This is a genomic window from Demequina capsici, assembly GCF_032102965.1.
In the GTDB taxonomy this organism is placed as follows: domain Bacteria; phylum Actinomycetota; class Actinomycetes; order Actinomycetales; family Demequinaceae; genus Demequina; species Demequina capsici.
On sequence record NZ_CP134880.1, the window covers coordinates 1567164 to 1593122 of the forward strand.

Annotated in this window: 22 protein-coding genes; 1 reads left to right on the forward strand and 21 read right to left on the reverse strand. The window is 69.6% G+C overall.

The window, feature by feature from the left end; all coding sequences use genetic code 11:
• Window positions 1-6: 6 nt before the first annotated feature.
• The 21 genes from RN607_RS07535 to RN607_RS07635 all read right to left on the reverse strand — a co-directional run bounded on the left by RN607_RS07535 (window position 7) and on the right by RN607_RS07635 (window position 25062).
• On the reverse strand, window positions 7-1473 hold the full coding sequence (locus RN607_RS07535; RefSeq protein ID WP_313541546.1) for a glutamate synthase subunit beta: 1467 nt from the start codon (window positions 1471-1473) through the stop codon (window positions 7-9).
• Complete coding sequence (gltB, locus tag RN607_RS07540; protein ID WP_313541549.1) at window positions 1466-6001, reverse strand: glutamate synthase large subunit; 4536 nt, start codon at window positions 5999-6001, stop codon at window positions 1466-1468. Before gltB ends, RN607_RS07535 begins: the two co-directional genes overlap by 8 nt.
• Window positions 6002-6120: 119 nt before the next feature.
• A complete protein-coding gene (gene lgt / locus RN607_RS07545; RefSeq protein ID WP_313541551.1) occupies window positions 6121-7032 on the reverse strand; it encodes a prolipoprotein diacylglyceryl transferase in 912 nt (303 codons plus the stop codon).
• Between the two features lie 65 nt (window positions 7033-7097).
• The gene (gene trpA / locus RN607_RS07550) at window positions 7098-7901 is read right to left on the reverse strand and encodes a tryptophan synthase subunit alpha (RefSeq protein WP_313541554.1); all 804 of its coding nucleotides are present in this window, start codon (window positions 7899-7901) and stop codon (window positions 7098-7100) included.
• Entirely contained in the window at window positions 7898-9106 is a 1209-nt protein-coding gene (gene trpB, locus RN607_RS07555; RefSeq protein ID WP_313495858.1) for a tryptophan synthase subunit beta, read from the reverse strand. Before trpB ends, trpA begins: the two co-directional genes overlap by 4 nt.
• On the reverse strand, window positions 9103-9912 hold the full coding sequence (trpC, locus tag RN607_RS07560; RefSeq protein WP_313495861.1) for an indole-3-glycerol phosphate synthase TrpC: 810 nt from the start codon (window positions 9910-9912) through the stop codon (window positions 9103-9105). Before trpC ends, trpB begins: the two co-directional genes overlap by 4 nt.
• An 82-nt stretch (window positions 9913-9994) precedes the next feature.
• On the reverse strand, window positions 9995-10438 hold the full coding sequence (locus RN607_RS07565; RefSeq protein ID WP_313541557.1) for a DUF2752 domain-containing protein: 444 nt from the start codon (window positions 10436-10438) through the stop codon (window positions 9995-9997).
• Window positions 10439-10445: 7 nt separating this feature from the next.
• The gene (locus tag RN607_RS07570; protein WP_313495867.1) at window positions 10446-10754 is read right to left on the reverse strand and encodes a CD225/dispanin family protein; all 309 of its coding nucleotides are present in this window, start codon (window positions 10752-10754) and stop codon (window positions 10446-10448) included.
• A 50-nt stretch (window positions 10755-10804) separates the two neighbouring features.
• Window positions 10805-11044: an HGxxPAAW family protein gene (locus tag RN607_RS07575; protein WP_313495870.1), complete on the reverse strand. Its 240-nt coding sequence runs from the start codon at window positions 11042-11044 to the stop codon at window positions 10805-10807.
• Between the two features lie 30 nt (window positions 11045-11074).
• On the reverse strand, window positions 11075-12622 hold the full coding sequence (locus RN607_RS07580) for an anthranilate synthase component I (RefSeq protein WP_313541560.1): 1548 nt from the start codon (window positions 12620-12622) through the stop codon (window positions 11075-11077).
• Complete coding sequence (gene hisI, locus RN607_RS07585; RefSeq protein ID WP_313495876.1) at window positions 12615-12983, reverse strand: phosphoribosyl-AMP cyclohydrolase; 369 nt, start codon at window positions 12981-12983, stop codon at window positions 12615-12617. Before hisI ends, RN607_RS07580 begins: the two co-directional genes overlap by 8 nt.
• A gap of 28 nt (window positions 12984-13011) precedes the next feature.
• Window positions 13012-14787 carry an ABC transporter ATP-binding protein gene (locus tag RN607_RS07590; RefSeq protein WP_313541563.1) on the reverse strand — a complete coding sequence of 592 codons (1776 nt, stop codon included), beginning with the start codon at window positions 14785-14787 and terminating at the stop codon, window positions 13012-13014.
• Window positions 14784-16655, reverse strand: coding sequence for an ABC transporter ATP-binding protein (locus tag RN607_RS07595; RefSeq protein ID WP_313541566.1), 1872 nt, complete (start codon window positions 16653-16655; stop codon window positions 14784-14786). The genes RN607_RS07590 and RN607_RS07595 overlap by 4 nt, the downstream gene beginning before the upstream one ends.
• Window positions 16656-17426 carry an imidazole glycerol phosphate synthase subunit HisF gene (hisF, locus tag RN607_RS07600; protein ID WP_313541569.1) on the reverse strand — a complete coding sequence of 257 codons (771 nt, stop codon included), beginning with the start codon at window positions 17424-17426 and terminating at the stop codon, window positions 16656-16658.
• Window positions 17426-18316, reverse strand: a complete 891-nt coding sequence (locus RN607_RS07605) for an FKBP-type peptidyl-prolyl cis-trans isomerase (RefSeq protein WP_313541572.1) — start codon at window positions 18314-18316, stop codon at window positions 17426-17428. The genes hisF and RN607_RS07605 overlap by 1 nt, the downstream gene beginning before the upstream one ends.
• Before the next feature lie 65 nt (window positions 18317-18381).
• A complete protein-coding gene (gene pafA / locus RN607_RS07610; RefSeq protein WP_313541575.1) occupies window positions 18382-19788 on the reverse strand; it encodes a Pup--protein ligase in 1407 nt (468 codons plus the stop codon).
• 41 nt (window positions 19789-19829) lie between these two features.
• Window positions 19830-20009: a ubiquitin-like protein Pup gene (locus RN607_RS07615; protein ID WP_313541578.1), complete on the reverse strand. Its 180-nt coding sequence runs from the start codon at window positions 20007-20009 to the stop codon at window positions 19830-19832.
• A gap of 9 nt (window positions 20010-20018) precedes the next feature.
• Window positions 20019-21530 (reverse strand): depupylase/deamidase Dop, encoded by a 1512-nt coding sequence (gene dop, locus RN607_RS07620; RefSeq protein WP_313541581.1) that lies wholly within the window; start codon window positions 21528-21530, stop codon window positions 20019-20021.
• A gap of 1 nt (window position 21531) precedes the next feature.
• Window positions 21532-22935 (reverse strand): proteasome ATPase, encoded by a 1404-nt coding sequence (gene arc, locus RN607_RS07625; protein WP_313541584.1) that lies wholly within the window; start codon window positions 22933-22935, stop codon window positions 21532-21534.
• Window positions 22935-23933: a tRNA (adenine-N1)-methyltransferase gene (locus tag RN607_RS07630; protein ID WP_313541587.1), complete on the reverse strand. Its 999-nt coding sequence runs from the start codon at window positions 23931-23933 to the stop codon at window positions 22935-22937. Before RN607_RS07630 ends, arc begins: the two co-directional genes overlap by 1 nt.
• 19 nt (window positions 23934-23952) lie before the next feature.
• Complete coding sequence (locus RN607_RS07635) at window positions 23953-25062, reverse strand: M50 family metallopeptidase (protein WP_313541589.1); 1110 nt, start codon at window positions 25060-25062, stop codon at window positions 23953-23955.
• A gap of 73 nt (window positions 25063-25135) precedes the next feature.
• On the opposite strand from RN607_RS07635, the gene RN607_RS07640 reads away from it, so the two are divergent.
• A complete protein-coding gene (locus RN607_RS07640) occupies window positions 25136-25957 on the forward strand; it encodes a RecB family exonuclease (protein WP_313541591.1) in 822 nt (273 codons plus the stop codon).
• The last annotated feature ends 2 nt before the right edge of the window (window positions 25958-25959 follow it).

A 25959-nucleotide genomic window follows, 5' to 3' on the forward strand; every position in this document is an offset into this window, starting at 1 on the left:
CTTGCGTTATGCACGGAGCGCAATGGTGCGCGCCGTCACTGGGGCCGGGAGCTCGGTGCTCCCGGTCAAGTACTCATCGATGGCAGCCGCCGCCGCGCGACCCTCGGCGATCGCCCAGACCACGAGCGACGCGCCTCGTCCCGCATCGCCGGCGACGAAGACGCCGTCGGCAGACGTCGAGAAGTTCTCGGCGCGGTCGATCTGACCGCGCGGGGTCAACGCTACCCTCGCCTGATCCTGGAGCGCTGTGACCTCCGGCCCAGTGAACCCCATCGCGATCAATACCAGGTCTGCTGGCACATCGTGCTCGGTCCCCGGTGTCGGTGTGCGCGAGCCATCCGCGTTGTACTGGGTCTCCGCGACGCGCAGTGCGCGCACGTGTCCGTCACTGTCTCCGACGAACTCGACGGTGGACGCGAGGTAGTCGCGGGCGCCGCCTTCCTCGTGGCTGCTCGAGACCTCGAACACCCGCGGGTCGGTGGGCCACGGCATGGCGTCGGTGCGCTCCAGCGGGGGCTTCTTGCCGATGGCCAGCGTGGTGACCGAGGCGGCGCCCTGGCGCAGCGCCGTGCCGATGCAGTCGGAGCCGGTGTCGCCACCGCCGATCACGATCACATGCTTGCCCTCGGCGGTGATGTGGTCGACGACGTCGTCCCCCGCAGCGGCCTGGTTTCCCTGGTGCAGGTACGGCATCGCGAAGTGGATGCCGTCAAGATCCCGCCCAGGCAGCGGCAGGTCGCGAGGCAACGGGGCCCCGGTAGCGACCAGCACCGCGTCGTAGCGCGCGCGCAGGTCCTCCCACGTGAGGTCCACACCGATGCTCACACCGGTGCGGAAGCGGGTGCCCTCCGCCTCCATCTGCGACACGCGCAGATCGATGTGCCGCTTCTCCATCTTGAAGTCGGGCACGCCGTAGCGGAGCAGACCCCCGATCCGGTCATCCTTCTCGTAGACCGCGACCGTGTGCCCGGCACGAGTGAGCTGCTGCGCGGCGGCGAGACCGGCAGGCCCTGAACCGACGACGGCGACGGTGCGCCCCGTGTGCCGCTGAGCGACGTGCGGGGTGACCAGTCCCTCCTTGAAGGCGCGGTCGATGATCGACACCTCGACGTTCTTGATCGTGACCGCCGGCTGGTTGATGCCGAGCACGCACGACGTCTCGCAGGGAGCAGGACAGATGCGACCCGTGAACTCCGGGAAGTTGTTCGTCGCGTGAAGGCGTTCGATCGCGTCCTCGAACTGGTCGCGCCACACGAGGTCGTTCCACTCAGGGATCAGGTTGCCGAGCGGGCAGCCCTGGTGGCAGAACGGGATGCCGCAGTCCATGCAGCGGCCGGCCTGCCGCTTCAGCTGGGCCGAGTCCTTGGACAGCTCGTCCTTGACCTCGCTCCAGTCGCGCAGGCGCACGGGCACGGGGCGGTTCGCGGGCAGCTCACGCTCCCTCACCTTCAGGAATCCACGCGGGTCAGCCACCGGTCACCTCCAGGAACTCGGCCCAGGCTCCCGGCGCGGTGAGGTCCGCGCCCTTCGCCTCGATCTCTGCGAGCGCCTCACGCACTCTGGCGTACTGCGCGGGAAGCACACGGGTGAATCGCGCCGCGGAATCGCTCCACGAGGACAGGAGCTCCTTGCCGAACGGCGAATCCGTGCCATCGACGTGTCGCTCGACGAGCGTACGGACGATGACCTCGTCCTCGGGATCGAGCGGTGCCAGCGTCAGGTCGCCCGCTGCGAGCGCGTCCTTGTTGACGCGCTCGGGACGCAGATCGAGCACGTATGCGGTGCCCCCCGACATGCCGGCTCCCAGGTTGCGGCCCGTGCGTCCGAGGATGACCGCCGTGCCGCCGGTCATGTACTCGAGCGCATGGTCGCCGACGCCCTCCACGACGGCCGTGAGCCCGGAGTTGCGCACCAGGAACCGTTCGCCCACGACGCCGCGCAGAAGGATCTCACCGGAGGTCCCGCCGTACCCGATCACGTTGCCGGCGATCACGTCGCGCGAGTCGTCGAGCATGGCCTCGCGGGCGGGGCGCACGATCACGCGCCCGCCCGACAGGCCCTTGGCGACGTAGTCGTTCGCGTCGCCGACAAGGCGGAGGGTGACGCCACGCGGCACGAAGGCGCCGAACGACTGACCAGCGGAGCCCGTGAACGTGATGTCGATCGTGTCGTCCGGGAGACCCTCGCCGCCGTGGCTGCGGGTCACCTCGTATCCGAGCATGGTGCCGACGGTCCGGTTGACGTTGCGGATCGCACGCTCGATCCGGACGGGCTCGCCCCGGTCCAGCGCCGCGGCCGAAGCCGCGATCAGCTCCTGGTCGAGCGCCTCGGCCAGACCGTGATCCTGCGTCGTCGAGTTGAGCAGGGCCGCACCCGCCGCGGGGCGGGCGAGGACCGGCGACAGGTCGAGGCCCCGGGCCTTCCAGTGCGCGATCGCGGAGCGCGTCTCAAGCGCCTCGACGTGACCGACGGCCTCCGCCAGCGTGCGGAATCCGAGTGCGGCGAGGTGCTCCCGCACCTGCTCTGCGATGAACTCGAAGAACGTCTCCACGAACTCGGGCTTGCCGCTGAAGCGCGCGCGCAGCTCGGGGTTCTGCGTCGCGACTCCGACCGGGCACGTGTCGAGGTGGCACACGCGCATCATCACGCAGCCGGACACCACCAGCGGCGCGGTCGCGAAGCCGAACTCCTCCGCGCCGAGCAGCGCCGCGATCACGACGTCGCGACCGGTCTTCAGCTGTCCGTCCACCTGCACGACGATGCGGTCCCGCAGGTCGTTCAGCACGAGCGTCTGCTGAGTGTCCGCGAGCCCGATCTCCCACGGCGCTCCCGCGTGCTTGAGAGAGTTCAGCGGGCTCGCACCTGTGCCTCCGTCATGACCCGAGATGAGGACCACGTCGGACTTGCACTTGGCGACACCCGCCGCGATGGTGCCCACACCGACCTCGGACACGAGCTTGGTGTGGATGCGCGCGGTCGGGTTCGCGTTCTTGAGGTCGTGGATCAGCTGCTTGAGATCCTCGATCGAGTAGATGTCGTGGTGCGGCGGAGGCGAGATCAGGCCCACGCCCGGCGTCGAGTGCCTGGTCTCCGCGACCCACGGGTACACCTTGGTGCCGGGCAGCTGACCGCCCTCGCCTGGCTTCGCGCCCTGAGCGAGCTTGATCTGGATGTCGTCCGCGTTCACGAGGTACTCGCTGGTGACGCCGAACCGCCCTGAGGCGACCTGCTTGATCGCGCTCCGGCGCTCGGGGTCGAGGAGCCGCTCAGGTGACTCGCCACCCTCACCGGTGTTGGACTTCGCGCCGAGCCTGTTCATAGCGATGGCCAGGGTCTCGTGCGCCTCTTGGGAGATCGAGCCGTACGACATGGCACCGGTGCTGAAGCGCTTGACGATGTCCTCGACGGACTCGACCTCATCGAGCGGCACCGCGGGCCGCTCCGACGCGAACTCGAGCATGCCGCGCAGCGTCATCAGCCGCCTCGCCTGGTCGTCGACCCGGTCGGTGTACTCGCGGAACAGGTCGTAGCGACGCGTGCGCGTCGAGTGCTGAAGCTTGAACACCGTCTCGGGATCGAAGAGGTGTTCCTCGCCGTCACGCCGCCACTGATACTCGCCACCGGTGTTCAGCCGCTGATGAGGAGGCAGCTCGCCCGACTCCGGATACGCGTCGGCGTGCCGCTGGGCGACCTCCTGCGCGATGACGCCGAGGCCCACCCCGTCGATCTGGCTGGGAGTGCCGACGAAGTGACGGTCGACGAGCTCCCGTGCCAGGCCGATCGCCTCGAACACCTGCGCACCGCGGTACGACGCGATGGTCGAGATGCCCATCTTCGACATGATCTTGAGCACGCCCTTGCCGAGCGCCTTGATGAGGTTCTTGACCGCCTTCTCAGGGCTGACATCGCCGAGGTAACCGCGCTTCGCGAGGTCTTCGACAGTCTCCATCGCCAGGTACGGGTTCACCGCGCCCGCGCCGTAGCCGATCAGCAGCGCGACGTGGTGCACCTCTCGGACATCGCCCGCCTCGACGACCATCGACATCTGCGTGCGCGTGTGATGGCGCACCAGATGGTGGTGCACGGCAGCGGTGAGGAGCAGCGATGGGATCGGAGCCAGGTCCTTGTTCGCGTCGCGGTCCGACAGGATGAGGAACGACACGCCGTCCGCGAGCGCCTGGTCCACCTCCTCGAAGATCGCCTTCAGGCGCTTCTCGAGTCCCTCTCCCCCGTCCGCGACCCGGTAGAGGCCACGGATCTTGCGCGCGGAGAAGAGCCCGCGCAGGCGCGGGTCGGCATCGATGTGCGCGATCTTCGCGAGCTCGTCGTTGTCGATCACCGGGAACTCGAGCATCACCTTGCGCGCATGCTCAGGAAGCGCCTCGAGCAGGTTGGGCTCTGGGCCTATCGCTCCGCCGATCGACGTCACGATCTCCTCACGGATCGAGTCCAGCGGAGGGTTGGTCACCTGCGCGAACATCTGCACGAAGTAGTCGAAGAGCAGGCGTGGCCTCTTCGACAGCACCGCGATCGGCGTGTCCGAGCCCATCGCGCCGATCGGCTCGACGCCGGTCGCGGCCATCGGCGTGAGCAGGATCTTGAGCTCCTCCTCCGTGTAGCCGAAGGCGCGCTGCCTGCGCTGCACCGACCTCGACGAGTGCGAGATGTGCTCGCGGTCAGGGACTTCGGACAGCCGGATCGCGTACCTCTCGATCCACTCCGCGTAGGGATGCTCGGACGCGAGCTGCGCCTTGATCTCCTCGTCCTCGACGATCCGACCGCCCGCCGTGTCGACGAGCAGCATGCGACCAGGCTGGAGACGACCCTTGCGCACGACCTTCGCGGGGTCGATGTCGAGCAGGCCGGCCTCGGAGCCGCAGACCACGAGACCGTCGTCCGTCAGCCAGAACCGCCCGGGGCGAAGCCCGTTGCGGTCGAGGGTCGCGCCGATGAGGGTGCCATCGGTGAAGTGGAGGGCAGCAGGACCGTCCCACGGCTCCATCAGCGTCGAGTGGTACTCGTAGAACGCGCGCCGCGCAGGGTCCATGTGCGGGTTGTTCTGCCACGCCTCAGGGATCATCATCAGCACCGCGTGCGGCAACGAGCGACCAGCGAGGTGGAGGAGCTCGAGGACCTCGTCGAACGAGGCCGTGTCCGACGCCCCGGTGGTGCAGATCGGAGCGATGTCCGACAGGTCTCCGAGCAGCTCGGAGCGCAGCATGCCCTCCTTGGCGGCCATCCAGTTGCGGTTGCCCTGGACCGTGTTGATCTCGCCGTTGTGCGCGATCATCCGCAGCGGCTGCGCGAGCGGCCACGACGGGAACGTGTTGGTCGAGAAGCGCGAATGCACCAGCGCGAGCTCCGACGCGAAGGCGGGGTGCAGCAGGTCGGGGAAGACCTTCTCGAGCTGATAAGTGGTCAGCATCCCCTTGTAGGTCAAGGTGCGCGCGGACAGCGACGCGAAGAACGGTCCTCCGCGGTGTCCCGCACGCCGGCGGACGCGGTAGAGGCGCCGGTCGAGCTCGATGCCGGAAAGGCCGTCGCACGAGAGGAAGGCCTGACGGAACACGGGCGCAGCGGCGCGTGCGGAAGGACCGAGCGGGCCGAGGTCCACGGGGACGTCGCGCCACCCGAGGATCGCGACCCCCTCCTCCTGCGCGGCCTCGGTGAACGCCGCGATCTCGGCGTCCTCCACGCCGGGCGTGAGGAACGCGATCCCCACTCCGTACTCGCCGACAGGCGGCAACGGGAAGTCGGTGACCTCGCGAAGGAAGGCGTCGGGGATCTGCGTGAGGATTCCCGCGCCGTCACCCGTCTCCGTCTCGGCGCCCACGGCGCCGCGGTGCTCCAGGTTCTTCAGCGCCGTCAGCCCGGCTTCGACGATGTCGCGGCCGGGCGTGCCGCGCAGGGTCGCCACGAACGCCACGCCGCAGGCGTCGTGCTCGTATGCCGGGTTGTAGAGCCCGACCGCGGGCTGAGGTGCGCTGAGAAGCGAGTCCATTGAACCGTCCTTCGCCGAACCCCGCGCGGAGCGGGATCCTGATGGGTGATGGGCGCCGTCGACCCTAGGGGAACACGGATGTCCAGAGTACCGCGCCGGGCAAGCCCTTTTGGAACTCTTTACTGCGCGCTGGGCGCATCGTCGGGGTTGCCGACGACGTCGCTTTCGCCCTCAAGCGTACCGGCACCGGGATCGGCGTCGTCGCCGCCGTCCTCGGGCGCGGAGGACGCCGAGTCGGCCCGGTCCCCGGAACGGAGGGGGCTCGCAGCGAGCGTGCTCCACGCGGGCACCTCGGCAAGGCGCCGCTGGCGCGCGCCCATCACGAGGAACATGACGATCGACATGGCAAGGACCAGAGCAGCCACCCACACATTGACGCGCAGGCCGAGGATGTGGACCGCGGTGTCGATGCGGACGGTCTCGATCCAGAGGCGTCCCGAGGTGTAGACGGCGACGTACAGCCAGAAGACGCGCCCGCCCCAGAGCTTGAACCGACGGTCGGCCCAGAGGATCACGCCCACGCCCGCCAGGTTCCACAGCATCTCGTAGAGGAAGGTGGGATGGAAGGTGGCGAACGCCTCGTAGCCGACCGGGCGGAACGCCTCATCGATCTGCAGGCCCCACGGCAGATCCGTCGGACCGCCGAACAGCTCCTGGTTGAAGTAGTTGCCCAGGCGTCCGATCGCCTGCGCGAGCAGGATGCCCGGCGCGACGGCATCGGCGAACGCGGTGAAGGACACGCCTGCACGCCTCGCACCGATCCAGGCGCCGACGGCGCCCAGCGCAACAGCCCCCCAGATGCCGAGTCCGCCCTCCCAGATCTTGAAGGCGTTCCACGGGTGGCCGCCCTCGCCGAAGTACGGGCCAGGGGTCGAGATCACGTGGTAGAGACGTCCGCCGACGATTCCGAACGGGATCGCCCAGAACGCGATGGACTCCACGATGTCAGGCTCGCCGCCGCGCGCCTTCCAGCGCCGGCCCGTCAGCCACAGCGCGACGAAGATGCCGACCAGGATGCAGATGGCATACATGTGCACCGTGAGCGGTCCGAGGTGAAACTGCGACCACTCGACCGGTGGGCTGGGGATCGATGCCCTCACACGAGTCCTCTCACGCCGGCTGCGAGCTCCTGAGTCTTGGCGCGCAGCGCGTCGAGACCAGCCTCGACGTCGTCCGGGCTCTCCACGAGGCACCGCACCAGGGCGGAGCCGACGATGACGCCGTCTGCATATCGCGCCACCTGGGCGGCGTGCTGTCCCGTGGTCACGCCGAGGCCGACGCACACGCGAGGGGCTCCCGCCTCCCGGGCACGTTCGACGAGCTCCTCGGCCCCTCCGCCGATCACCGACCGTTCGCCCGTGACACCCATCAGAGCCGCCGCGTAGACGAAGCCCGACGACGCCTTGCAGGTGAGATGCATGCGCTCCGGCGTCGTGGTCAGTGCGACGAGGTGGACGGTGTCGAGCTCGCGGCCCGCGGCGACCTCGGCCCAGCCTGCACCGGAGTCAGGGGTGATGTCCGGCAGGATCACTCCGGAACCGCCTGCGGCCAGCAGATCGTCCGCGAACCTCTCTGGCCCGTACTGGAGGATCGGGTTCCAGTACGACATCACGACAGCGGGCGCACCTGCCTCGACCACGCCGCGGACCGCAGCGAACACATCTGCGACGCGCACTCCGCGTTCGAGCGCCGCCTCGGCGGCGTGCTGGATCGTCGCCCCGTCCATCACCGGATCGGAGTACGGGAGCCCGACCTCGACGACATCCACGCCTGCCTCGACCATCGCCTGCATGGCACGCACGGACACCTCGACCGAGGGATAGCCGACGGGAAGGTAGCCGATCAGCGCCGAGCGGCCCTCCGCCTTGATCTGATCGAGGCGGTCTCCGAGCGCGGTCACGCGTCCTCCCCCGGCATCATCGCGAACCAGCGAGCCGCCTGCTCCACGTCCTTGTCCCCACGGCCTGACAGCGTGACGAGCAGGGTCGCGCCGGGCCCTAGAGACCGCCCCAGCTTGATCGCGCCCGCGAGGGCATGCGACGACTCGATGGCCGGCATGATGCCCTCGGTCCGACACAGCAGGCGGAAGGCGTCCATGGCCTCCGCGTCGGTGATCGGCCAGTACTCGGCACGTCCCATATCGGCGAGCCACGCGTGCTGGGGCCCGACGCCCGGGTAGTCCAGGCCGGCAGAGATCGAGTGCGACGGCAGTGTCTGTCCGTCCTCGTCCTGCAGGATGTATGAACGTGAGCCATGGAGCACGCCAGGGCGTCCTCCAGTGATCGTGGAGGCATGACGGCCGGTCTCGACGCCGTCGCCTGCCGCCTCGCAGCCGATGAGCCGTACGCCCTCGTCGTCGAGGAAGGCGTCGAACGATCCGATCGCGTTGGAGCCGCCGCCGACGCAGGCGAGCACCGCGTCGGGCAGGCCGCCGAGCGCGAGCATCTGCTCGCGAGCCTCGACTCCGATGACGCGCTGGAAGTCGCGCACCATGGCCGGGAAGGGGTGCGGGCCTGCGGCGGTGCCGAAGATGTAGTTCGTGGTGGCGACATTCGCCACCCAGTCGCGGAAGGTCTCGTTGATCGCGTCGCGAAGCGTGCGGGAACCCGTGGCGACAGGGATCACCTCGGCACCGAGCAGACGCATGCGCGCGACGTTCAGGGCCTGGCGCTCGGTGTCCTCCTCGCCCATGTAGATCACGCACTCGAGGTCCATGAGCGCCGCGGCGGTCGCGGTCGCGACGCCATGCTGACCCGCACCGGTCTCGGCGATGACACGGCGCTTGCCGAGCCGCTTCGTCAGCAGCGCCTGCCCCAGCACGTTGTTGATCTTGTGCGAGCCCGTGTGGTTGAGGTCCTCGCGCTTGAGGAACATGCGGACGCCGCCCGCGTGCGCCGCGAACCGAGGTATCTCCGTGACGATCGACGGCCTGCCGGTGTAGTCCCTGGCGAGGCGGTCGAGCTCTGCGGTGAACGACGGGTCCACGCGCGCCTTGTCGTAGGCGTCGGTGAGCTCGTCGAGCGCGGCCATCAGCGCCTCAGGGAGGAAGCGTCCGCCGAACTCGCCGAAGAACGGCCCGGGCGCCGCCTGCAGCGATCCCGTCACGGGCGCACCGATCGCAACGCGGGATGAGCGCCGGCGGCGACCATCTCGGCGACCGCCGTGCGAGGGTCGCGATCCTTCACGAGCGCCTCTCCCACGAGCACAGCGTCTGCGCCCAGGCGGGCGTATTCGACCACGTCGTGGCTGTCGCGGATGCCAGACTCGGCCACCCGCAGGATCCCGTCGGGGATCGCGGGAGCGACCCGTGCGAAGGTGTGGCGATCGACCTCGAGCGTCTTGAGGTTGCGGGCGTTGACTCCCACGACCCGCGCACCCGCATCCACCGCCCGCGCCGTCTCCTCGACGTCGTGCACCTCGACGAGAGCGGTCATGCCCAACGAGTGCACCCGCTCGATCAATCCTTCGAGTGCCATCTGCTCGAGAGCCGCGACGATGAGCAGCACGACGTCTGCGCCATGCGCGCGAGCCTCCCACACCTGGTAGGGCGTGACGATGAAGTCCTTGCGGAGGATCGGGATGTCGACCTTCGCGCGGACGGCATCGAGATCCGACAGCGAACCGCCGAACCTCCGCTGCTCGGTGAGCACGGAGATGACCGACGCACCCCCCGCCTCATACTCGGTGGCCAGGGACGCGGGGTCCGTGATGTCCGCGAGGTCACCCTTCGACGGGCTCGACCGCTTGACCTCGGCGATGACCGCCACCTCATCGCGTGCCAGGATCTGGTACGCGTCGATGGCGCTCGGAAGACGCGCGGCGCGCTCCTTCAGCGCGTCCATGGACGTCGACTGCTCACGCACAGCAAGGTCCTCACGGACACCTGCGACGATGCTCTGCAACACGCTCATGGGCGCTCCACCTCCCTGGCGTCCATGGTAGCGCCGCGATGGCCCCTCGATGACCGCTGCGTGGCGCGAGGACGCCCGGCGATCACGGCGCGAGGTACGGCATGAGCACAGGGATGTTGCGCGCGATCGTGTAGACGACGACCGCGCCCAGGAGCGTGTAGATCGCCCACCCCGGCGCCGGCCGGGTGGTGGTGCGCACGCCGCGCAGGGCGAGGACCCACCGGATCCACCGCCATGCGAGCCACGGCAGCACCAGGACGGCGAGCGGGTTCATCCCCCACGCACCGGCGAGGTCGAGGTGCGCCAGGTCGTGGATCGCCCGCAGCGAGCCGCAGCCCGGACAGTAGAAGCCCGTGAGGTACAGCGAGGGGCACGTGGGATAGTGCCCGGCCTCGTGCGGGTCGACTCCCGCGATGTACGCCGTCGCGGCGATGCTCGCCGCCGCCACCGCCGCTGGAGCCACGAACGGCGGGAGCCTGGCGAGCAGTCGCTCGCCAGGCTCCGTCAGTAGTGAGGTGACAGTCATGAATGCCTCAGTTGGACGAGGCGACCCCGAGGATCACGAAGAAGAGGATGTACAGCACCCCGAGGATCAGCGTCGCTCCGGCCGACCACAGCGACCACTTCTTGGCAGCCTCTGCGGACGCCTGCGCGCCCGCGTAGTCGCCCGCGGCCCACTTCGAGTTGACCTCGGCGGCCTTGACGATCGCCACGATGCCGAGCGGCAGGCAGCACAGGACCGTGGTCAGGATGGCCCAGACCAGGTTGTTGTTCGGAGGCTGCGGCGCGCCGTAGGCGGGCTGCATGCCGGGTGCTGGCGGGGGCGGCGGGATGTCGGTCATACGTCTTCTCCTTGATGTGCGTTGTCGCACGGCGCCTGCCAGCGCCGCGGTCAGCTCGCGGTCTGGCCGTGGCCGAGAGCCTTGAGCGCACCACCCGCCGCGAGAGACACGACGGCCAGTGCTGCCCCGACCCACACGAGAGAGATCTGAGGAATGCCGATACCGAGCGACGCGACCAGTGCTGCGAGCACCAGCCCGACGTTCGTCACCCAGGCCGCGAGAGTGCGACCGTGGTTGTGAGGCGCTGCCTCGGGAAGGTCCTGGGGACTCAGCTTGACGCTGCTCGACACTTCTCCTCCTTGGGTCCGGGTGACGACAGTCTAGCCACGGCCGCGCGCGGTGAGCCGCGAGGCGAGGAAAACTGCCCGGATCATCGCCGCAGCCTTGCTCCTGGTCTCCGCCTCCTCGTTCGCGGGGACGGAATCCGCCACGATGCCGGCACCCGCCTGGATGTACGCCATGCCGTCCTTGATCAGCGCGGTCCGGATCGCGATGGCGGTGTCCGTGTTCCCCGCGAAGTCGAAGTAGCCGACCGCCCCGCCGTACAGGGCACGCCGCGCAGGCTCGACCTCGTCGATCAAGGCGATCGCACGCGGCTTCGGAGCACCCGACAGCGTCCCGGCCGGGAACGTGGCCGTGAAGGCGTCGAAGGCCGTGTGTCCCGCCTCGAGCCGACCGATGACGGTCGAGCACAGATGCATGATGTGGCTGTACCTGTTCAGCGCCATGAAGTCCGCCACCTCGACCGAGGTGGGCTCGCAGACCTTGACCAGGTCGTTGCGCGCCAGGTCCACGAGCATCACGTGCTCGGCGATCTCCTTGGGGTCGGCGCGCAGCTCCTCCTCGAGCCGTCGGTCCTCGTCCGGTGTGGCGCCGCGAGGGCGCGAGCCCGCGATGGGGAACGTCGAGACGTCGCCACGCTCGACACGCACCAAGGACTCCGGGCTGGAGCCGACGACGGCGAACGCACGCCCATCGGCATCCTCGAGCTGGAAGCAGTACATGTACGGGCTCGGGTTGACCGTGCGAAGCACCCGGTAGACGTCGATCGGCGCTGCGTCGCACGGCACGTCGAACCGCTGCGAGGGCACCACCTGGAAGACCTCGCCGTCGCGGATCGCGTCCTTCGCGAACTCCACCGTCCGCTCGTACTCCCCTGGCTCGGTACGAAGATGCACCTTCGGCTCAGGAGCGTCGTCCAGGCCCGACACCTCGCCGCCGGGCGCGCAGGCGAGGTCGCGCTCCATCGAGTCGATCCGCCGGACCGCATCGTCGTACGCGCCTTCGATGCCGGCGGTCTGGGCATCCGCGTTCACAGCGTTCGCGATCAGCCACACCGAGCCGTCGAGGTGGTCCACGACGGCGATATCGGTGGCGAGCAGGAGCAGCACGTCCGGCACGTCGATCTCGGCCGGCGCCTTCTTCGGAAGCGTCGGCTCCCACTGCCTGATGATGTCCCACCCGAGCACGCCGACCATGCCGCCCGTCAGCGGCGGCAGCCCAGGGATCGCCTCTGAGGCGAGCTCCGAGAGGACCTGGCGGATCGCGGTGAGAGGTGCGCCGCCCTGCAGACCGACGGGCACATCGCCCGTCCACCGCGCGTGATCGCCGTCGACGGTCAGCGCCGCGCGAGACCGGACGCCGATGAACGAGAACCTCCCGAGCGTGCCGTCGGGTTCCGCCGACTCGAGGATGAACGTGTTCGGACGCGACTGCGCGAGAGCCTGATACACCGCCACGGGGGTCGTCGAGTCGGCGAGCACCCGTCGCACCACAGGGACGACGCGGTGGCTGGCCCCGAGCTCCTTGAAGCGCGGGAGCGCGGGCCACGTCTCGCCCCAGGCGACCGTCACCGGCGCGTCAGTCATCCCCGACCTCACGTCCATCGACTGCGCCGAGGTCCCCACCCGTCAGGAAGCAGGTGCGCTCGCCGGTGTGGCAGGCGGCGCCGACCTGATCCACCTCGAGGAGCACAGCGTCGCCATCGCAGTCGAGCGAGGCCCTGACCACGGTCTGACGATGCCCGGACGTGTCGCCCTTGCGCCACAGCTCCTGTCGTGACCGGCTCCAGTACACCGCGCGACCCGTCGTCAGGGTCTCGTGGAGGGCCTCGTCGTTCATCCAGGCGACCATCAGGACCTCGCGGGTGTCGTGCTGCTGCACGACCGCGCAGACCAGGCCGTCCTCATTGCGCTTCAGGCGCGACGCCAGAGTGGGATCCAAGGGCATGGGCCCATCCTTCCATGCCGCGACGCCGTCAACGCGTCTGCGCGACCCACGCCTCGTGCATCCGTGTGTAGATGCCGCCGCGCAGCACGAGGTCGGCGTGCGACCCGACCTCCACGAGGAGGCCCTGGTCCATCACCGCGACCATGTCGGCCCTCTCCGCGGTGGACAGCCGGTGCGCGATGACGATCGCGGTACGGCCACGCATCAGCGACTCGAGCGCGCGGGAGATCCGGACCTCCGTCGCAGGGTCGACCGCCGAGGTCGCCTCGTCGAGTATCAGCACGTCAGGGTCGCGCAGGTACGCCCGCGCGATGGCGACGAGCTGACGTTCCCCCGCGCTGAGGAGCTCGCCTCGCGGCCCCACCGGCGTGTCGAGCCCCTGCGGTTGGGCCGCGAGCCATCCGTCGAGGCCGAGCGACTCCAGCACCGCGAGCGACCGGCGCTCCAGCTCGTCGGCGCCGACTCCCTCGTCGACGGCATACGCCAGGTTCGAGCGGATGGTGCCGTCGAAGAGGAATCCCTCCTGAGGCACGATCGCGACGGAGCGCCGCAGGTCCTCCATGGGGACGTCGCGCAGATCGACGCCCCCGATCGTCACGGTGCCGGCGGTCGGATCGATGAAACGCGCGAGGAGCCTCACGAGAGAGGTCTTCCCCGAGCCCGTCTCGCCGACGAGCGCGATCCTCCGGCCCGCAGGCACCGTGAGATCGATGCCCTTGAGCACCTCGGGGCCTGAGGGGTACGTGAGGTGGACCCCGTCGATCCCGACCTCGCCGTGCCCTCGAGGGATCGGCGTGCCGGACTCCCCCGGATCGGCGACGGTGACCGGTGTGTCGACCAGGCCGATCACCCTGCGCCAACCGACCAGCGCGCGCTGCATCTCGGCGAGCATCTCGATGATCCAGCCGACGGGTCCCGCGAACTGGTAGACGAGGAAGGCGAAGGCGACCACCGTACCCACGCTGATGGTGCCCGACAACGCCAGGCGTGTGCCGACGATCAGCGCGAGGCCGGTCGCGATCGACTGAGCAGCAGCGTTCGTGGAGAACAGCGACGTGCCGAGCCAGCCCGCGCGGGTGTCGCCGGCGACGATGTCATGGTTCGTCCTGGCCAGATCGGCGCGCATGTGCTGATGGACGCCGTAGGCGCGGATGGTCGCGACCCCGACGAGCTGCTCGCCGGTCGCCGCGAGCAGGTCTGCGCTGCGCGCACGGACGCGCGCATACGCGCGCACGATCCGCGGCTGCATGATCCGCACCATCAGCGCGGTCGGCACATAGGCGATGACGACGACCAGCGCGAGCTGCCAGGCGTAGACGGCCATCACGACCAGCATGATCGCCGACTCGAACGCCGCGACCAGCATGGCGGCACCCGTCCACTGCATGAGGTCGCGCATCGTCTCGACATCTCCGGTCACCCGCGAGACGTAACGTCCGCGACGATCCGCGTTCTGCGTGAGGACGGAGAGATCATGCACGGTGTCGAACGCCTTGATGCGGAGCGTCGCGAGGCCCTGCTCCGCCTGCGTGACCATCCGAATGCGGACGATGCGCTCCACGATGGTCGCCATGATCAGCAGCGCGGCGCCTATCCCCGCGAAGATGAAGGCGACCGACACCTGCACCCCGCCGGGCACGAGCAGCCCCCTGTCCGTCACCTGCTGGGTGACGAAGGGGACCGCCATCTTGCCGAGCGCAGCCACCCCTGCGAGCGCCAGCGTCACGCCGAGCCCGGTCCGGAACTCAGGGCTCAGCACGAACCCTCGACGGGCGGTCTCCCGCAACGTCCTCGGCTCGCTCATGACGAGACCTCCTCGGTGCCGTCGGTGTCGCGCCTCGCGTCACGCTCATACGCGAGCACGATGTCGCGGTAGCCGGCATCGCGCGCGAAGAGCTCACCGTGGGACCCCGAGTCGACGACCCGGCCCGAGTCGAGGTGCACCACGCTGTGCGCCAGCATGATCGAGGCGAGCCGGTACGCGACCAGGAGCACCGTGGGCGCGTCGGCGCTGCGCGACAGGCCAGTCAGGATGTCGCGCTCCACCACCGGGTCCACCGCCGAGGTGGCATCGTCGAGGATGAGCACCCGCGGTCGGCGCACCAGGGCACGGGCGAGGGCGAGCCGCTGGCGCTGCCCACCGGACAGGTTGGAGCCGCGCTCGTCGAGCACGGCATCGAGCGGATCCAGGCCGGCACCGACGAGCCCTCGCACCACATGATGGACCGCGGCGCGCCGCAGCGCCTCCCACACCGCAGCATCGTCGATGTCCGCTCCGAGCGTCACGTTCTCCCGCACCGTGCCCGCGAAGACGAAGGCGGTCTGAGGCACGAGCGCGACGTGTGCCTCGAGGTTCTTCACGTCTCGAAGCGGGACACCGTCGAGCAGGATCTGGCCCTTGGCAGGAAGAGTGAGGCGCGAGGCCGCCATCGCGATCGTCGACTTGCCCGAGCCCGTAGGCCCCACGAGCGCGGTGACCGTGCCGGGTCGCAACTCGATCGACGCGCCCTCGACGAGCACGGTGAGCTCGTCGTGGCCGTCGTCCGCGGCGATCGAGGCACCCCGGAAGATCACGCTGCCCGCGCCGGAGCCCTCGACCTCGATGTGGCCGGGCTCATCCACCTCGCGCGCCGCCTCCGCGATCTCACCGACGCGCCGGAACGACACGAGCGCCTGAGGCATCTGACCCAGGATCCAGCCGAGCCCGCGGATCGGGATCGCGAGGAGCGTGACGAAGTACATCGCCGACACCACCTCACCCACGGACACGTATCCGGCCGCCGCGCGCGCCGTGCCCACCACCATCAAGGCGATCGCGCCGAGCGGCGCCATCAGATCCATGAGCGGCTCGAACCACGCCTTGACGCGCCCGACCCGCGTGTCAGCCGCCGCGAGGTCGCGAGCCGCGAGAGCGAATCGGCGGCCCTCGCGGCGCTCCACGCCGAGCGCCTTCACGACCGTGCCACCGTCGAAGCTCTCGTGCGCGATGTTCGACACGTCAGCGCGAAGCGTCTGCCCCTGGCGCCAGAGCGGCGTGACGACCCGCTCGAAGAGCAGGTTGACCAGCAGGATCAGCGGGATCACCGCGAGGCCGGTCACCGCGAGCCACGGATCGGACCGCCACATCGACACACCGGCCGCAACCATCATCACGAAGGACCCGACGGTGAACGGCAACGGATGGAGCGGGCCGGTGGCGGTCTCGGCGTCAGACGAGATCGCGGAGAGGATCCGACCGGACGACTGCGTACGATGCCAGCCCATCGGCAGCCGCGACAGCGACTCCGACACGACCTCGCGGTGCCTGCCGCCCACACGCGCCACACCGGACTGGGTCAGCGCCTGGCGGAACGCCTGTGACAGCGCGATCACGATGCCGATCACCACGAAGGCGGCGCCTGCATAGACGATCGCTCTCATCGGGTCGTCGGTCATCTCGCCCCATCGCCCTCCGACCGGATCCCCCGCGACCCCTGGGATCACCACATCATCCGTGATGGCGCCGAGGAGCGTGCCGAACACGATCGTCATGACAGAGAACACGCTCGCGGCAGCGATGCCGCCCGCGAAGAACCATGGCGACTGCCTGACACCGTGCACGAGCAGCTGCACCGACTGGCGGACGAAGGAGCCCCGGAGGCTGTACTCGTCCGGCCTCGCTGGGCCGCTCATCTACCGCACCTCGATGCCTGCGGCGCGCATGTGCTCCTTCACCTCGACGATCGACAGCGCACCGAAGTGGAACACGCTCGCCGCAAGCACCGCGTCGGCGCCGGCGCGTGCCGCCTCGACGAAGTGCTCCGCGGTGCCTGCACCGCCCGACGCGATCAACGGGATGGAGACTGTCGCGCGCGCCTTGCGGATCATCTCGAGATCGAACCCGTCCGTGGTGCCGTCGGCGTCCATCGAGTTCAGGAGGATCTCGCCCGCGCCGAGCTCCTCGGCGCGGCGGATCCACTCGAGCGCGTCGATGCCCGTGCCGCGACGGCCGCCGTGCGTGGTCACCTCGAAGCCTGACTCCGTCTCAGCGCCGTCGCGGCACCTGCGGGCATCCGCGGAGAGCACCAGCACCTGGTTGCCGAATCGGTGCGCGATCTCGGTGATGAGCTCGGGGCGCGCGATCGCGGCGGTGTTGACGCCCACCTTGTCGGCGCCGGCGCGCAGCAGCCTGTCGACATCCTCGGGTGCACGCACGCCTCCCCCGACGGTGAGCGGGACGAACACCTGCTCGGCGGTGCGCCGCACGACGTCGTAGGTGGTCTCACGATCGCCCGACGACGCGGTGACGTCCAGGAAGGTGAGCTCGTCCGCTCCGCCATCGCCGTACAGACGCGCGAGCTCCACAGGGTCGCCCGCGTCGCGGAGGTTCTCGAAGTTCACGCCCTTCACGACGCGCCCTGCGTCGACGTCGAGGCACGGGATCACTCGCACTGCGACAGACATCAGGAGTCCTCCGGTGTGAACACGTCGAGGATGTCGACCACGAGGACCACGGGGCCCTTGTCCGGGTACGCGTACGACGCTGGGGCGAGGATGAGGAGCTGGGATCCCACGGTCTGGTCGAGCAGGCCGTCCTCGATGGCCTGGATCGACTGGCCGGAGCCGACCTCTACCTCGAGCGGCGCGACCTCCTCCGGCCACGACGAGTCGAGCACCTCTCCGTCCCATGACACCATCGTGAAGTTCACCATGACGAACGAGCCGGTGCGCACCTGCTCGCCTGCTCCCTGGATGAGAGTCACGACCTGCAGGTCCGTGGGTTGCTGCACGTTCGATCCGATGGTGACGGACGGGGTGCCGTCCGCTGCGGTCGTGACCACCGGCATGTCGCTCAGGGGGTCGACCGCGGTGCCGACCGCGTGCGTCGGCAGCACATCGATCACGAGGGCGATGGGAGGCTCCCCATCCGGGTTGTCCGCCGGCGCTGGCGACACGTGCAGGATCCGGGTGCCGACGCGGGCACCCAGCAGCGCGTCATAGAGGTCCTGGCCGAGCAGCTCGGGAGCGAGCAGGAAGGATCGGGCGAGGCCCTTGTAGGAGTTGATCAGCTCGGAGCCGTCTGCGAGCGAGATGCCGTACATGTCGAGCAGCAGAGGCTGACCGTCGACAAGCTGATCGCCGTCCCCCTCCCAGAGCACCTCGGTCTGCGCGGTGTCCCACACCTTCCCCTCGGGGATGTCGAGCGTCGGCGACTTGCCATCGTCCGCGTTCCCGACCGTGATCTCATCCACGTTGCCGCTGGCCGACACCGACGCCGAGGCGTCGGGAGGACCGCTCACGCATCCGCTCAGCATGAGGGCTCCCGCGATCGCGAGGGCGATGACGCGGCGCATGGTTCGCTCCTGGGTAGGGGGTCGGACAGACTGATCAGTGTACGCGCGGGACGGCACGCCCCTGCTCAGCGTGCGACGGTGTCGAGCAGCATGTCGACGCGCTCGTCCTCGTACCGGAACGGGTCCTTGAGGAGCACGGTGCGGCTCTCGTGGCCCGTGAACTTCAGATGGACCCAGTCCACGGTGAAGTCGCGGCCCGACGCCAGCGCCTCACGCACGAACCGACCACGCAGATGCGCGCGGGTCGTGGCGGGAGCCGTGGTCTTCGCACGGTCGATCGCGTCCTCGGAGACGATCGTCCTGATCAGGCCCTGCTCCTCCATCCGGCGAGTGAGACCGCGCTCCGGTGAGACGTCGTGGAACGCCAGCTCCAGCCGCGCCAGCCGCGGATCATCGAGGGCACAGCCGAGCTTCGCCTGGTAGCGACGGAGCAGCTTGAGCTTGATCGCCCAGTCCAGCTCGGTGTCCACGGTCGAGAAGTCCTGCGTGCGCACGGCGTCCAGTCCTCGCTGCCACAGGTCGAGGATCCGCGAGACCTCGTCCGTCGGCTCGATGACATCGCCGAGGTGCGAGCGCACCATGTCGAGGAACGACTGCTGGATCTCGACCGCCGTCATCCGCCTGCCGTCGGCGAGCTCGACCTCGGCGGCCCCCGTGAGGTCGTGCGCGACGTCACGGATCGCCTGCATCTCCTTGGCGAGCGACAGGTCCGGCATGTCGACCCGTGCCTCGAGCAGACGGAGCACCAGGTCGGTGGAGCCGATCTTGAGAAGCGTGGTCGGTTGCGCCATCGTCGAGTCGCCCACGATGACGTGCATGCGACGGTAGAGCTCGGCGTTGGCGTGAGGCTCGTCCCTGGTGTTGATCATCGGCCGGGACCTGGTGGTCGCCGAGCTCATGCCCTCCCACATGTGATCCGCCCGAGGGGAGAAGCTGTAGTGCGCTCCCTCGGGGGTGCGGGTGATGCACCCCGCGCCGGTGACGATCTGGCGCGTGACCAGGAACGGAAGGAGCTGCCGTCCGAAGCCCGCGAAGTCGGCCCGACGGCGCAGCAGGTAGTTCTCGTGGCAGCCGTAGCTGTTCCCTGCGGAGTCGGTGTTGTTCTTGTACAGGTGGATCTGACCGTCGACACCTGCCTCGCGGAGCCGCTGCTCGCCTTCGACCACGAGGTCCTGGACCACGCGCTCCCCCGCCTTGTCGAGCGCGATCAGGTCCTCGATGGAGTCGCACTCCGCCGTCGCGTACTCGGGGTGCGCGCCGACGTCGATGTACAGCCGGGACCCGTTGGTCAGGAACACGTTCGAGGAGCGTCCCCACTGCACCACCGAATGGAAGAGATGACCCGCGACCTCCTCGGGAGTGATCGGGCGTGAACCAGGGGCCACGACGTGGAGGCCGAACTCGGTCTCGAGACCGAAGATGCGGCGTGACGCCTCCACTTCGAGAGGCGGCGGGACCTCGGCGATCTGCATCGCGTGGGCACGGCGGGCAGGCTCAGCCCCCGCGGGGCGGCCTACTCGCCGCCCTTCTGCACGAACGAGCGGACGAACTGCTCGGCGTTCGTCTGAAGGGATCCGTCGATCTCGTCGAGGAGATCGTCGAGGGCGTCGGTCGAGGCCTGCGCCGCGGGAGCGGCTGCGGGCTCGGGAGCGTCGTCCTCATAGGGCTGACCGGAAGCGTTGACCTGAGGCATGGCGTCAGTCTATCCGCCGATCAAGGAGTCCAGGAGGGCATTGGTGGACTCGTGCGGGTCGTCCAGATGCACCACCTCGAGGTTGCCGTGCCGCGTGTCCCGATCGAGGACCACGGTGGACCACCCTGCCGCGTCGACGATGTCGGACCGGCTCACGACGGAGGCGCCGCGCAGCCTGGCACGCGTGTCCGTGGGCGCCTGGGCGACGGCCTGGGCCACCTCGTCGTCGGTCGTGAGGCGGTCCGCCGCGCCCGCGCTGGCGAGACGCCATGCGAGCCCGTCGCCGAGCCTCGACCATTGCAGGTCCATCGCGGCAAGCCGTGCGTCGTCCCACGCGAGCGGTTCCCCGCCGGGCCCCGCGTTCTTGGACCGCATGCGGCCGAGCAGCTGAAGCTTCGCCACCCACTCGACCTCGCGAGCGGCCTCGGAGACGTCGCGTCCGAGCCGGTCGAGCACGCCTTCCCACCGCGCGACGACCTCGGCGTCGGCAGCGTCCGCGGCGTACGTGCGCCCGATCTCGAGCAGCGCGCGCTGGATCTCGAGCGCCGTCGCCTCCTCCCCTGACCGCAGGCGGAGCCTCGCGGTGAGGGCGAGATCGCGCGACACCGTGCGGACGTCCGACACGGGCTCCACCAGCTCGAGCGCCTCGAGGCGCTCGTCGCCCGCCTCGATGGCCGCGAGGATCAGCGAGGTCGTGCCGAGCTTCAGCAGCGTCGGCACCTCGAGGCAGTTCGCGTCGCCGATGATGATGTGGAGACGACGCCACCGCTTGCGGAGCGCGTGCGGCTCATCGCGGGTGTTGACGATGGGGCGACGCAGGGTGGTCTCGAGGCCCACCTCGGTCTCGATGTAGTCGGCGCGCTGGGACAGCTGGAAGCCCGGCGTCTCACCGTGCAGGCCCAGCCCCACACGACCGGAGCCGGTGTAGATCTGGCGGGTGACCAGGTGCGGGATGAGCGCGACTGCGAGGGCATCGAAGTCGAGATCGCGTCGGATCAGGTAGTTCTCGTGCGTGCCATAGCTCGCGCCCTTGCCGTCGACGTTGTTCTTGTACAGAGCGACCCGCTCGCCCTCGATCTCCTGGTAGCGCTGCGCGGCGTTGAGCGCGATGACGTCTCCGGCGGCATCCCAGCGGACCGCGTCGCGAGCGGAGCGCACCTCCGGTCCGGAGTACTCGGGGTGGGCGTGGTCCACGTAGAAGCGCGCGCCGTTGGGCAGGACGGCGTTGAGGTGCGCGGGGTCCTCCCACGATCCGCGGCGGCGTCGCAACGTGACTCCGCGCGCCGCCTCGTCGTACTCCGGGGAGTCCGTCAACAGGTCCCCGGTGGCGTATCGACGCTCGCGCCGCATGCCACGCTGGTCCTGCAACGGGTCCTCGCCGCCATAGTCCCAGCGCGCTGTCAGGCCGCCGAGGGCGTCGCGGCAGGCGGACACCAGGCGGGACGACATGAGGATGGGGTTCGCTCCCGGACGGTCAGGGTCAGCGATGCCGTACTCGGTCTCCAGGCCGACGATCCGCATGTCAGATGAGCTCCCGCGCGGCGACGGCGCGCGCCTCGACCAGCTCCTGGTCGGCCGCGGCCTGCAGGTGCGCGGTGGAGATGCCCTTCTCCCCGCCCGAGATGACGGTCTTGATGGCCGCGGTCTTGGCGCGGTCGACGATGTTGCGGACCATGGCGCCGGAGGCGTGCTGGTCCGCGTCGCCGTGGCTGAACAGCCGCTCGACCGCGGCGTCGATCATGGCCTTCAGGGTGGCGTGGACGTCGCCTCCGTGCGCCTCGAGGTCCCCCGGTGCGAGCGGAAGCGTCTCGGTGAGGTACTTGGAGAAGATGTCCGCCGCGGAGCGACGGTCGGGACGCGAGATCGCGATCTTCACGTCGAGGCGGCCCGGTCGCAGGATCGCCGGGTCGATCATGTCCTCGCGGTTGGAGGCGCCGATGACGATCACGTTGCTGAGCGCCTCGACACCGTCGAGCTCGGTGAGCAGCTGGGGCACGATCGTCGTCTCCATGTCGGAGCTGACGCCGGATCCACGCGCCCGGAACAGCGCATCCATCTCGTCGAAGAAGACGACGACGGGCGCACCCGAGTGGGCCTTGGCACGCGCGCGCTCGAAGATGGTGCGGATGTACCGTTCGGTCTCGCCCACGTACTTGTTCAGCAGCTCGGGACCCTTGACCGACAGGAAGTAGCTGCGGTCGGCGCCGACGGCGTCGGCAAGGGAGTGCGCGACCGCCTTCGCGATGAGCGTCTTGCCGCAGCCCGGGGGGCCGTACAGCAGCATGCCGCGCGGCGGCTGCAGGTGGTGCTCGCGGTACAGCTCCGGATGCACGATCGGGAGCTCGATGGCATCGCGGATGCGCTCGATCTGCCCCGTGAGACCTCCGATGGACGCGTAGTCCACGTCGGGCACCTCCTCGAGCAGCAGCGCCTCGACCCCGGTGCGCTCGACGCGTTCGGAGGCGAACCCTGTGCGCGGGTCGATGATGACGGTGTCGCCCTCGTGGACACGCACGTGGGCGTCGCCTCCGATGAGCATCGCGACGCGCTCGTCCTCGCCACGCTGGACCACCAGCAGTCGCTCGTCGTCGATCACCTCACGGACGATGGCCGCCTGACCTGTCCGCTCGGGCTCCGCCTTGCCCACCACGACGCTCATGCCGTTCAGCAGCACCTCGTCGCCGGGCGCGAGCGCGAGGTCCGCGCCCGGGAGCACGGCGACACGCATCCGTCGGCCCTGGGACACGATGTCCGCGTGCCCGTCGACCCACTGGACGAACGTGGCGAAGGTCTGCGGGGGCATCGACGCCTCCGCGAGCTTCTCGCGCATCTCCCCCAGCTGCTCGCGGGCGAGCTCGAGCAGCCGCTGCAACTCGGCGTTGCGACGCTCGAGCGCCGCGGTCCGGTCCTGGCCGTCCAGCACCATCACTCCTCCTCCATCGCGTCCGGAGCGGCCTTCACGGCGTCCCGACGCACCTTGCGCACCTTCTTGTCGGACACCGCGCGTTCGCCGAGGTCCTCAGGCGTCCATTCCTCGTCGACGGGGTACGAGCCCTTCGCGGGCCGACGATGCCGCAGGGGCGCCTCGACGCCTGGCGCCATGCGCCTGGTCGTCAGCAGGAATCCGGTGTGGCCGATCATGCGGTGATCGGGTCGCACCGCGAGGCCCTCGAGGTGCCACGTCCGCATCATCGTCTCCCACGCCTGCGGCTCCGTGAACGAGCCGTGCTCCCGCAGCTCCTCGGCGAGGCGCGACAGCTGCGTGGTGGTGGCCACGTACGCGAGCAGCAGGCCGCCTGGCGCGAGCGCGTCGGCCGCCGCCTCGATGTTCTCCCACGGGGCGAGCATGTCGAGCACGATCCGGTCGACCGTGCCCCGGTCGGCGACCTCGGCGATCCGATCCGCGAAGTCGCCGATCTCGAGTCGCCACGCCGGGTGCTGCCCGCCGAAGAACGACTCGACGTTGGCGCGGGCGATGTCCGCGAAGTCCTCGCGGCGCTCGATCGAGATCAGCGACCCGTGGTCGCCCACGGCGCGCAGCAGCGACATCGTGAGGGCCCCGGAGCCGACGCCGGCCTCGACCACGCGCGCACCGGGGTAGATGTCGGCGTACTGGATGATCTGCCCCGCGTCCTTCGGGTAGATCACCGCGGCGCCACGGGGCATGGAGAGCACGAAGTCGCTGAGCAGCGGGCGCAGCGCCAGGTAGGCGGTGCCTGCGCTCGTCGTGACCACGGTGCCCTCCGGCTGACCGATGAGGTCGTCGTGCGCGAAGTGGCCGCGATGCGTGTGGAAGACCTTGCCCGTGCCCAGGATGATCGTGTGGTGCCGACCCTTGGGGTCGGTGAGCTGCACACGGTCGCCGTCGCGCAGCGGGCCCCGGCGCTCGGGCGCGCCGACGGGTTCTGAGGTCTCTGGGTTCATGCGCCAATCCTAGGGGCCGCTAGCGGAGCGCGTTCATGGCATCGAGGAGCCGCAGCACGCCGACAGGCTCCCCTTCCCGCACGACGACCCACGCGTCGGTGCGGCCCCACCACTCCCGGAGCTCCCCCACGAGCTCCTCGGCGTCGCTGCGGGCGTCCACGACGGCTCCTCTCGGAAGGGGCATGGTCACCGCCTGGAGGCCCGTCGTGGCGCGTCTGTCCTCGGGGACCGTGAGCGCGACGTCGAGCCCGAAGCGCCCTGCGGCTGCTCCATCCGCCGCGAGCACGACGACCTCTGTCGCGCCGCAGGACTGCGCGGCGGCGATCGCGTCGGCCACCGTCACGTCGTACCTCACCGGCACGGCGAGGCTCATCAGGCTCGTCGCGGACAGCCCGGCACGACGCCCCACGGTCTGGGAGTGCTTGAGCGCGGCGGACGCGGACGGCCACAGGATGCTGAAGAGCAGCACCGCCCACATGATGGAGAACAGATCCGGCTGCCCCCCGTTGACGAGCGGCTGCCCGACGACCCACACCACGACGCCCACGGCGACCACGCGCCCGCCCCAGGCGGCCACGAGCATTCCCGTGTGCCTGCGCCCCGTGACGGCCCAGACGAGCGATTCGAGCGCGCGACCACCGTCCATCGGGATGCCGGGGAGGATGTTGAAGGCCGCGAGAAGCAGGTTCGAGTACCCGGCCCAGGACAGGATCCGCCCAGGGAGCCCGTCGAGCACATGCGCCGAGCTGAGCGCGAGGATGGCCAGCCCAAGCAGCAGGTTGGCGGCGGGACCGGCCACCGCCGTGACGCCTGCCACGCGGGGTGTCAGCTCCCGCGCGTCGAACGACGTGTGGCCTCCCCACAGCGTCAGCACGATCTCGTCGACGCGTCGCCCGAAGGCGCGCGCGGTCAGGGCGTGAGCGGCCTCGTGCAGGAACACCGAGACGAAGAGGATCACGGCGAGCGAGAGCCCGAGGACGAAGGTGGCTCCGGTGATGTCGCCGGATCCCGAGGCGAAGAGGAAGGCGAGCACCACCAGCATCAGCACTGTGGACGGCTGCACGATGATCCGCGCACCGACGAGGGTTCCGACGGAGAGGCCCTTGGTGGGGCGGGGCTGGGACGACATGGGTCAACGGTAAGCGCTCGAAACGCTCACGCCCGCACGCCGGGGTGTCGGACGGTCCGCGTAGGGTGGCGGCATGCCTCGACCCCCTGCCCTGTCGCCCTCGCGGGCGAGCGACTTCCGCCAGTGCCCGCTGATGTTCCGCCTGCGGACGATCGACAGGATCCCGGAGCCTCCCTCCGCGGCCGCGACGCTCGGCACGCTCGTGCACGCGGTGCTCGAGGACCTGTTCGAGCTCCCCGCGTCAGAGCGCACGGAGACGGCCGCGCTGGGCGCCGTCGCGCCACGCTGGCAGCGCATGCTTGAGCGTGATCCCGCGCTGGCCGACCTCCACGAGAACGATGCCGCGCTCGCCTCCTGGCTCGAGGACGCGAGGGGACGCCTGCGCACGTACTTCACCATGGAGAACCCCACCCGGCTCGAGCCTTCCGGCCGGGAGCAGTTCGTCGAGCTCCAGCTGCCGGACGGTCCGCTGCTGCGAGGCATCATCGACCGGGTCGAGACGGCGCCGGACGGCTCGGTACGGCTGTCGGACTACAAGACCGGCAAGACCCCGCACCCGCGGTACGGAACCAAGGAGCGGTTTCAGATGCGCTTCTACGCGCTGCTGATCGAACGGCTGCAAGGACGGCGGCCGGCGCTGCTGCAGCTGCTGTTCCTCAAGGACGGAGGCACATTGGTGCTGCGCCCTTCCGATGAGGACATCGCGAACGTCGAATCGGAGATCCGTGATCTATGGCACGAGATCACCGCCTGCGCCCGTGCCGCTGACTTCGCCCCGCAGAGGAGCCGGCTGTGCGACTGGTGCAGCTTCCAGGCGTGGTGCCCGGAGTTCGGAGGCACTCCCCCGGAGCTCACGGCCGAGCGCGCGATGGGCGCTCTTGGCATCGGCGTCTAGCT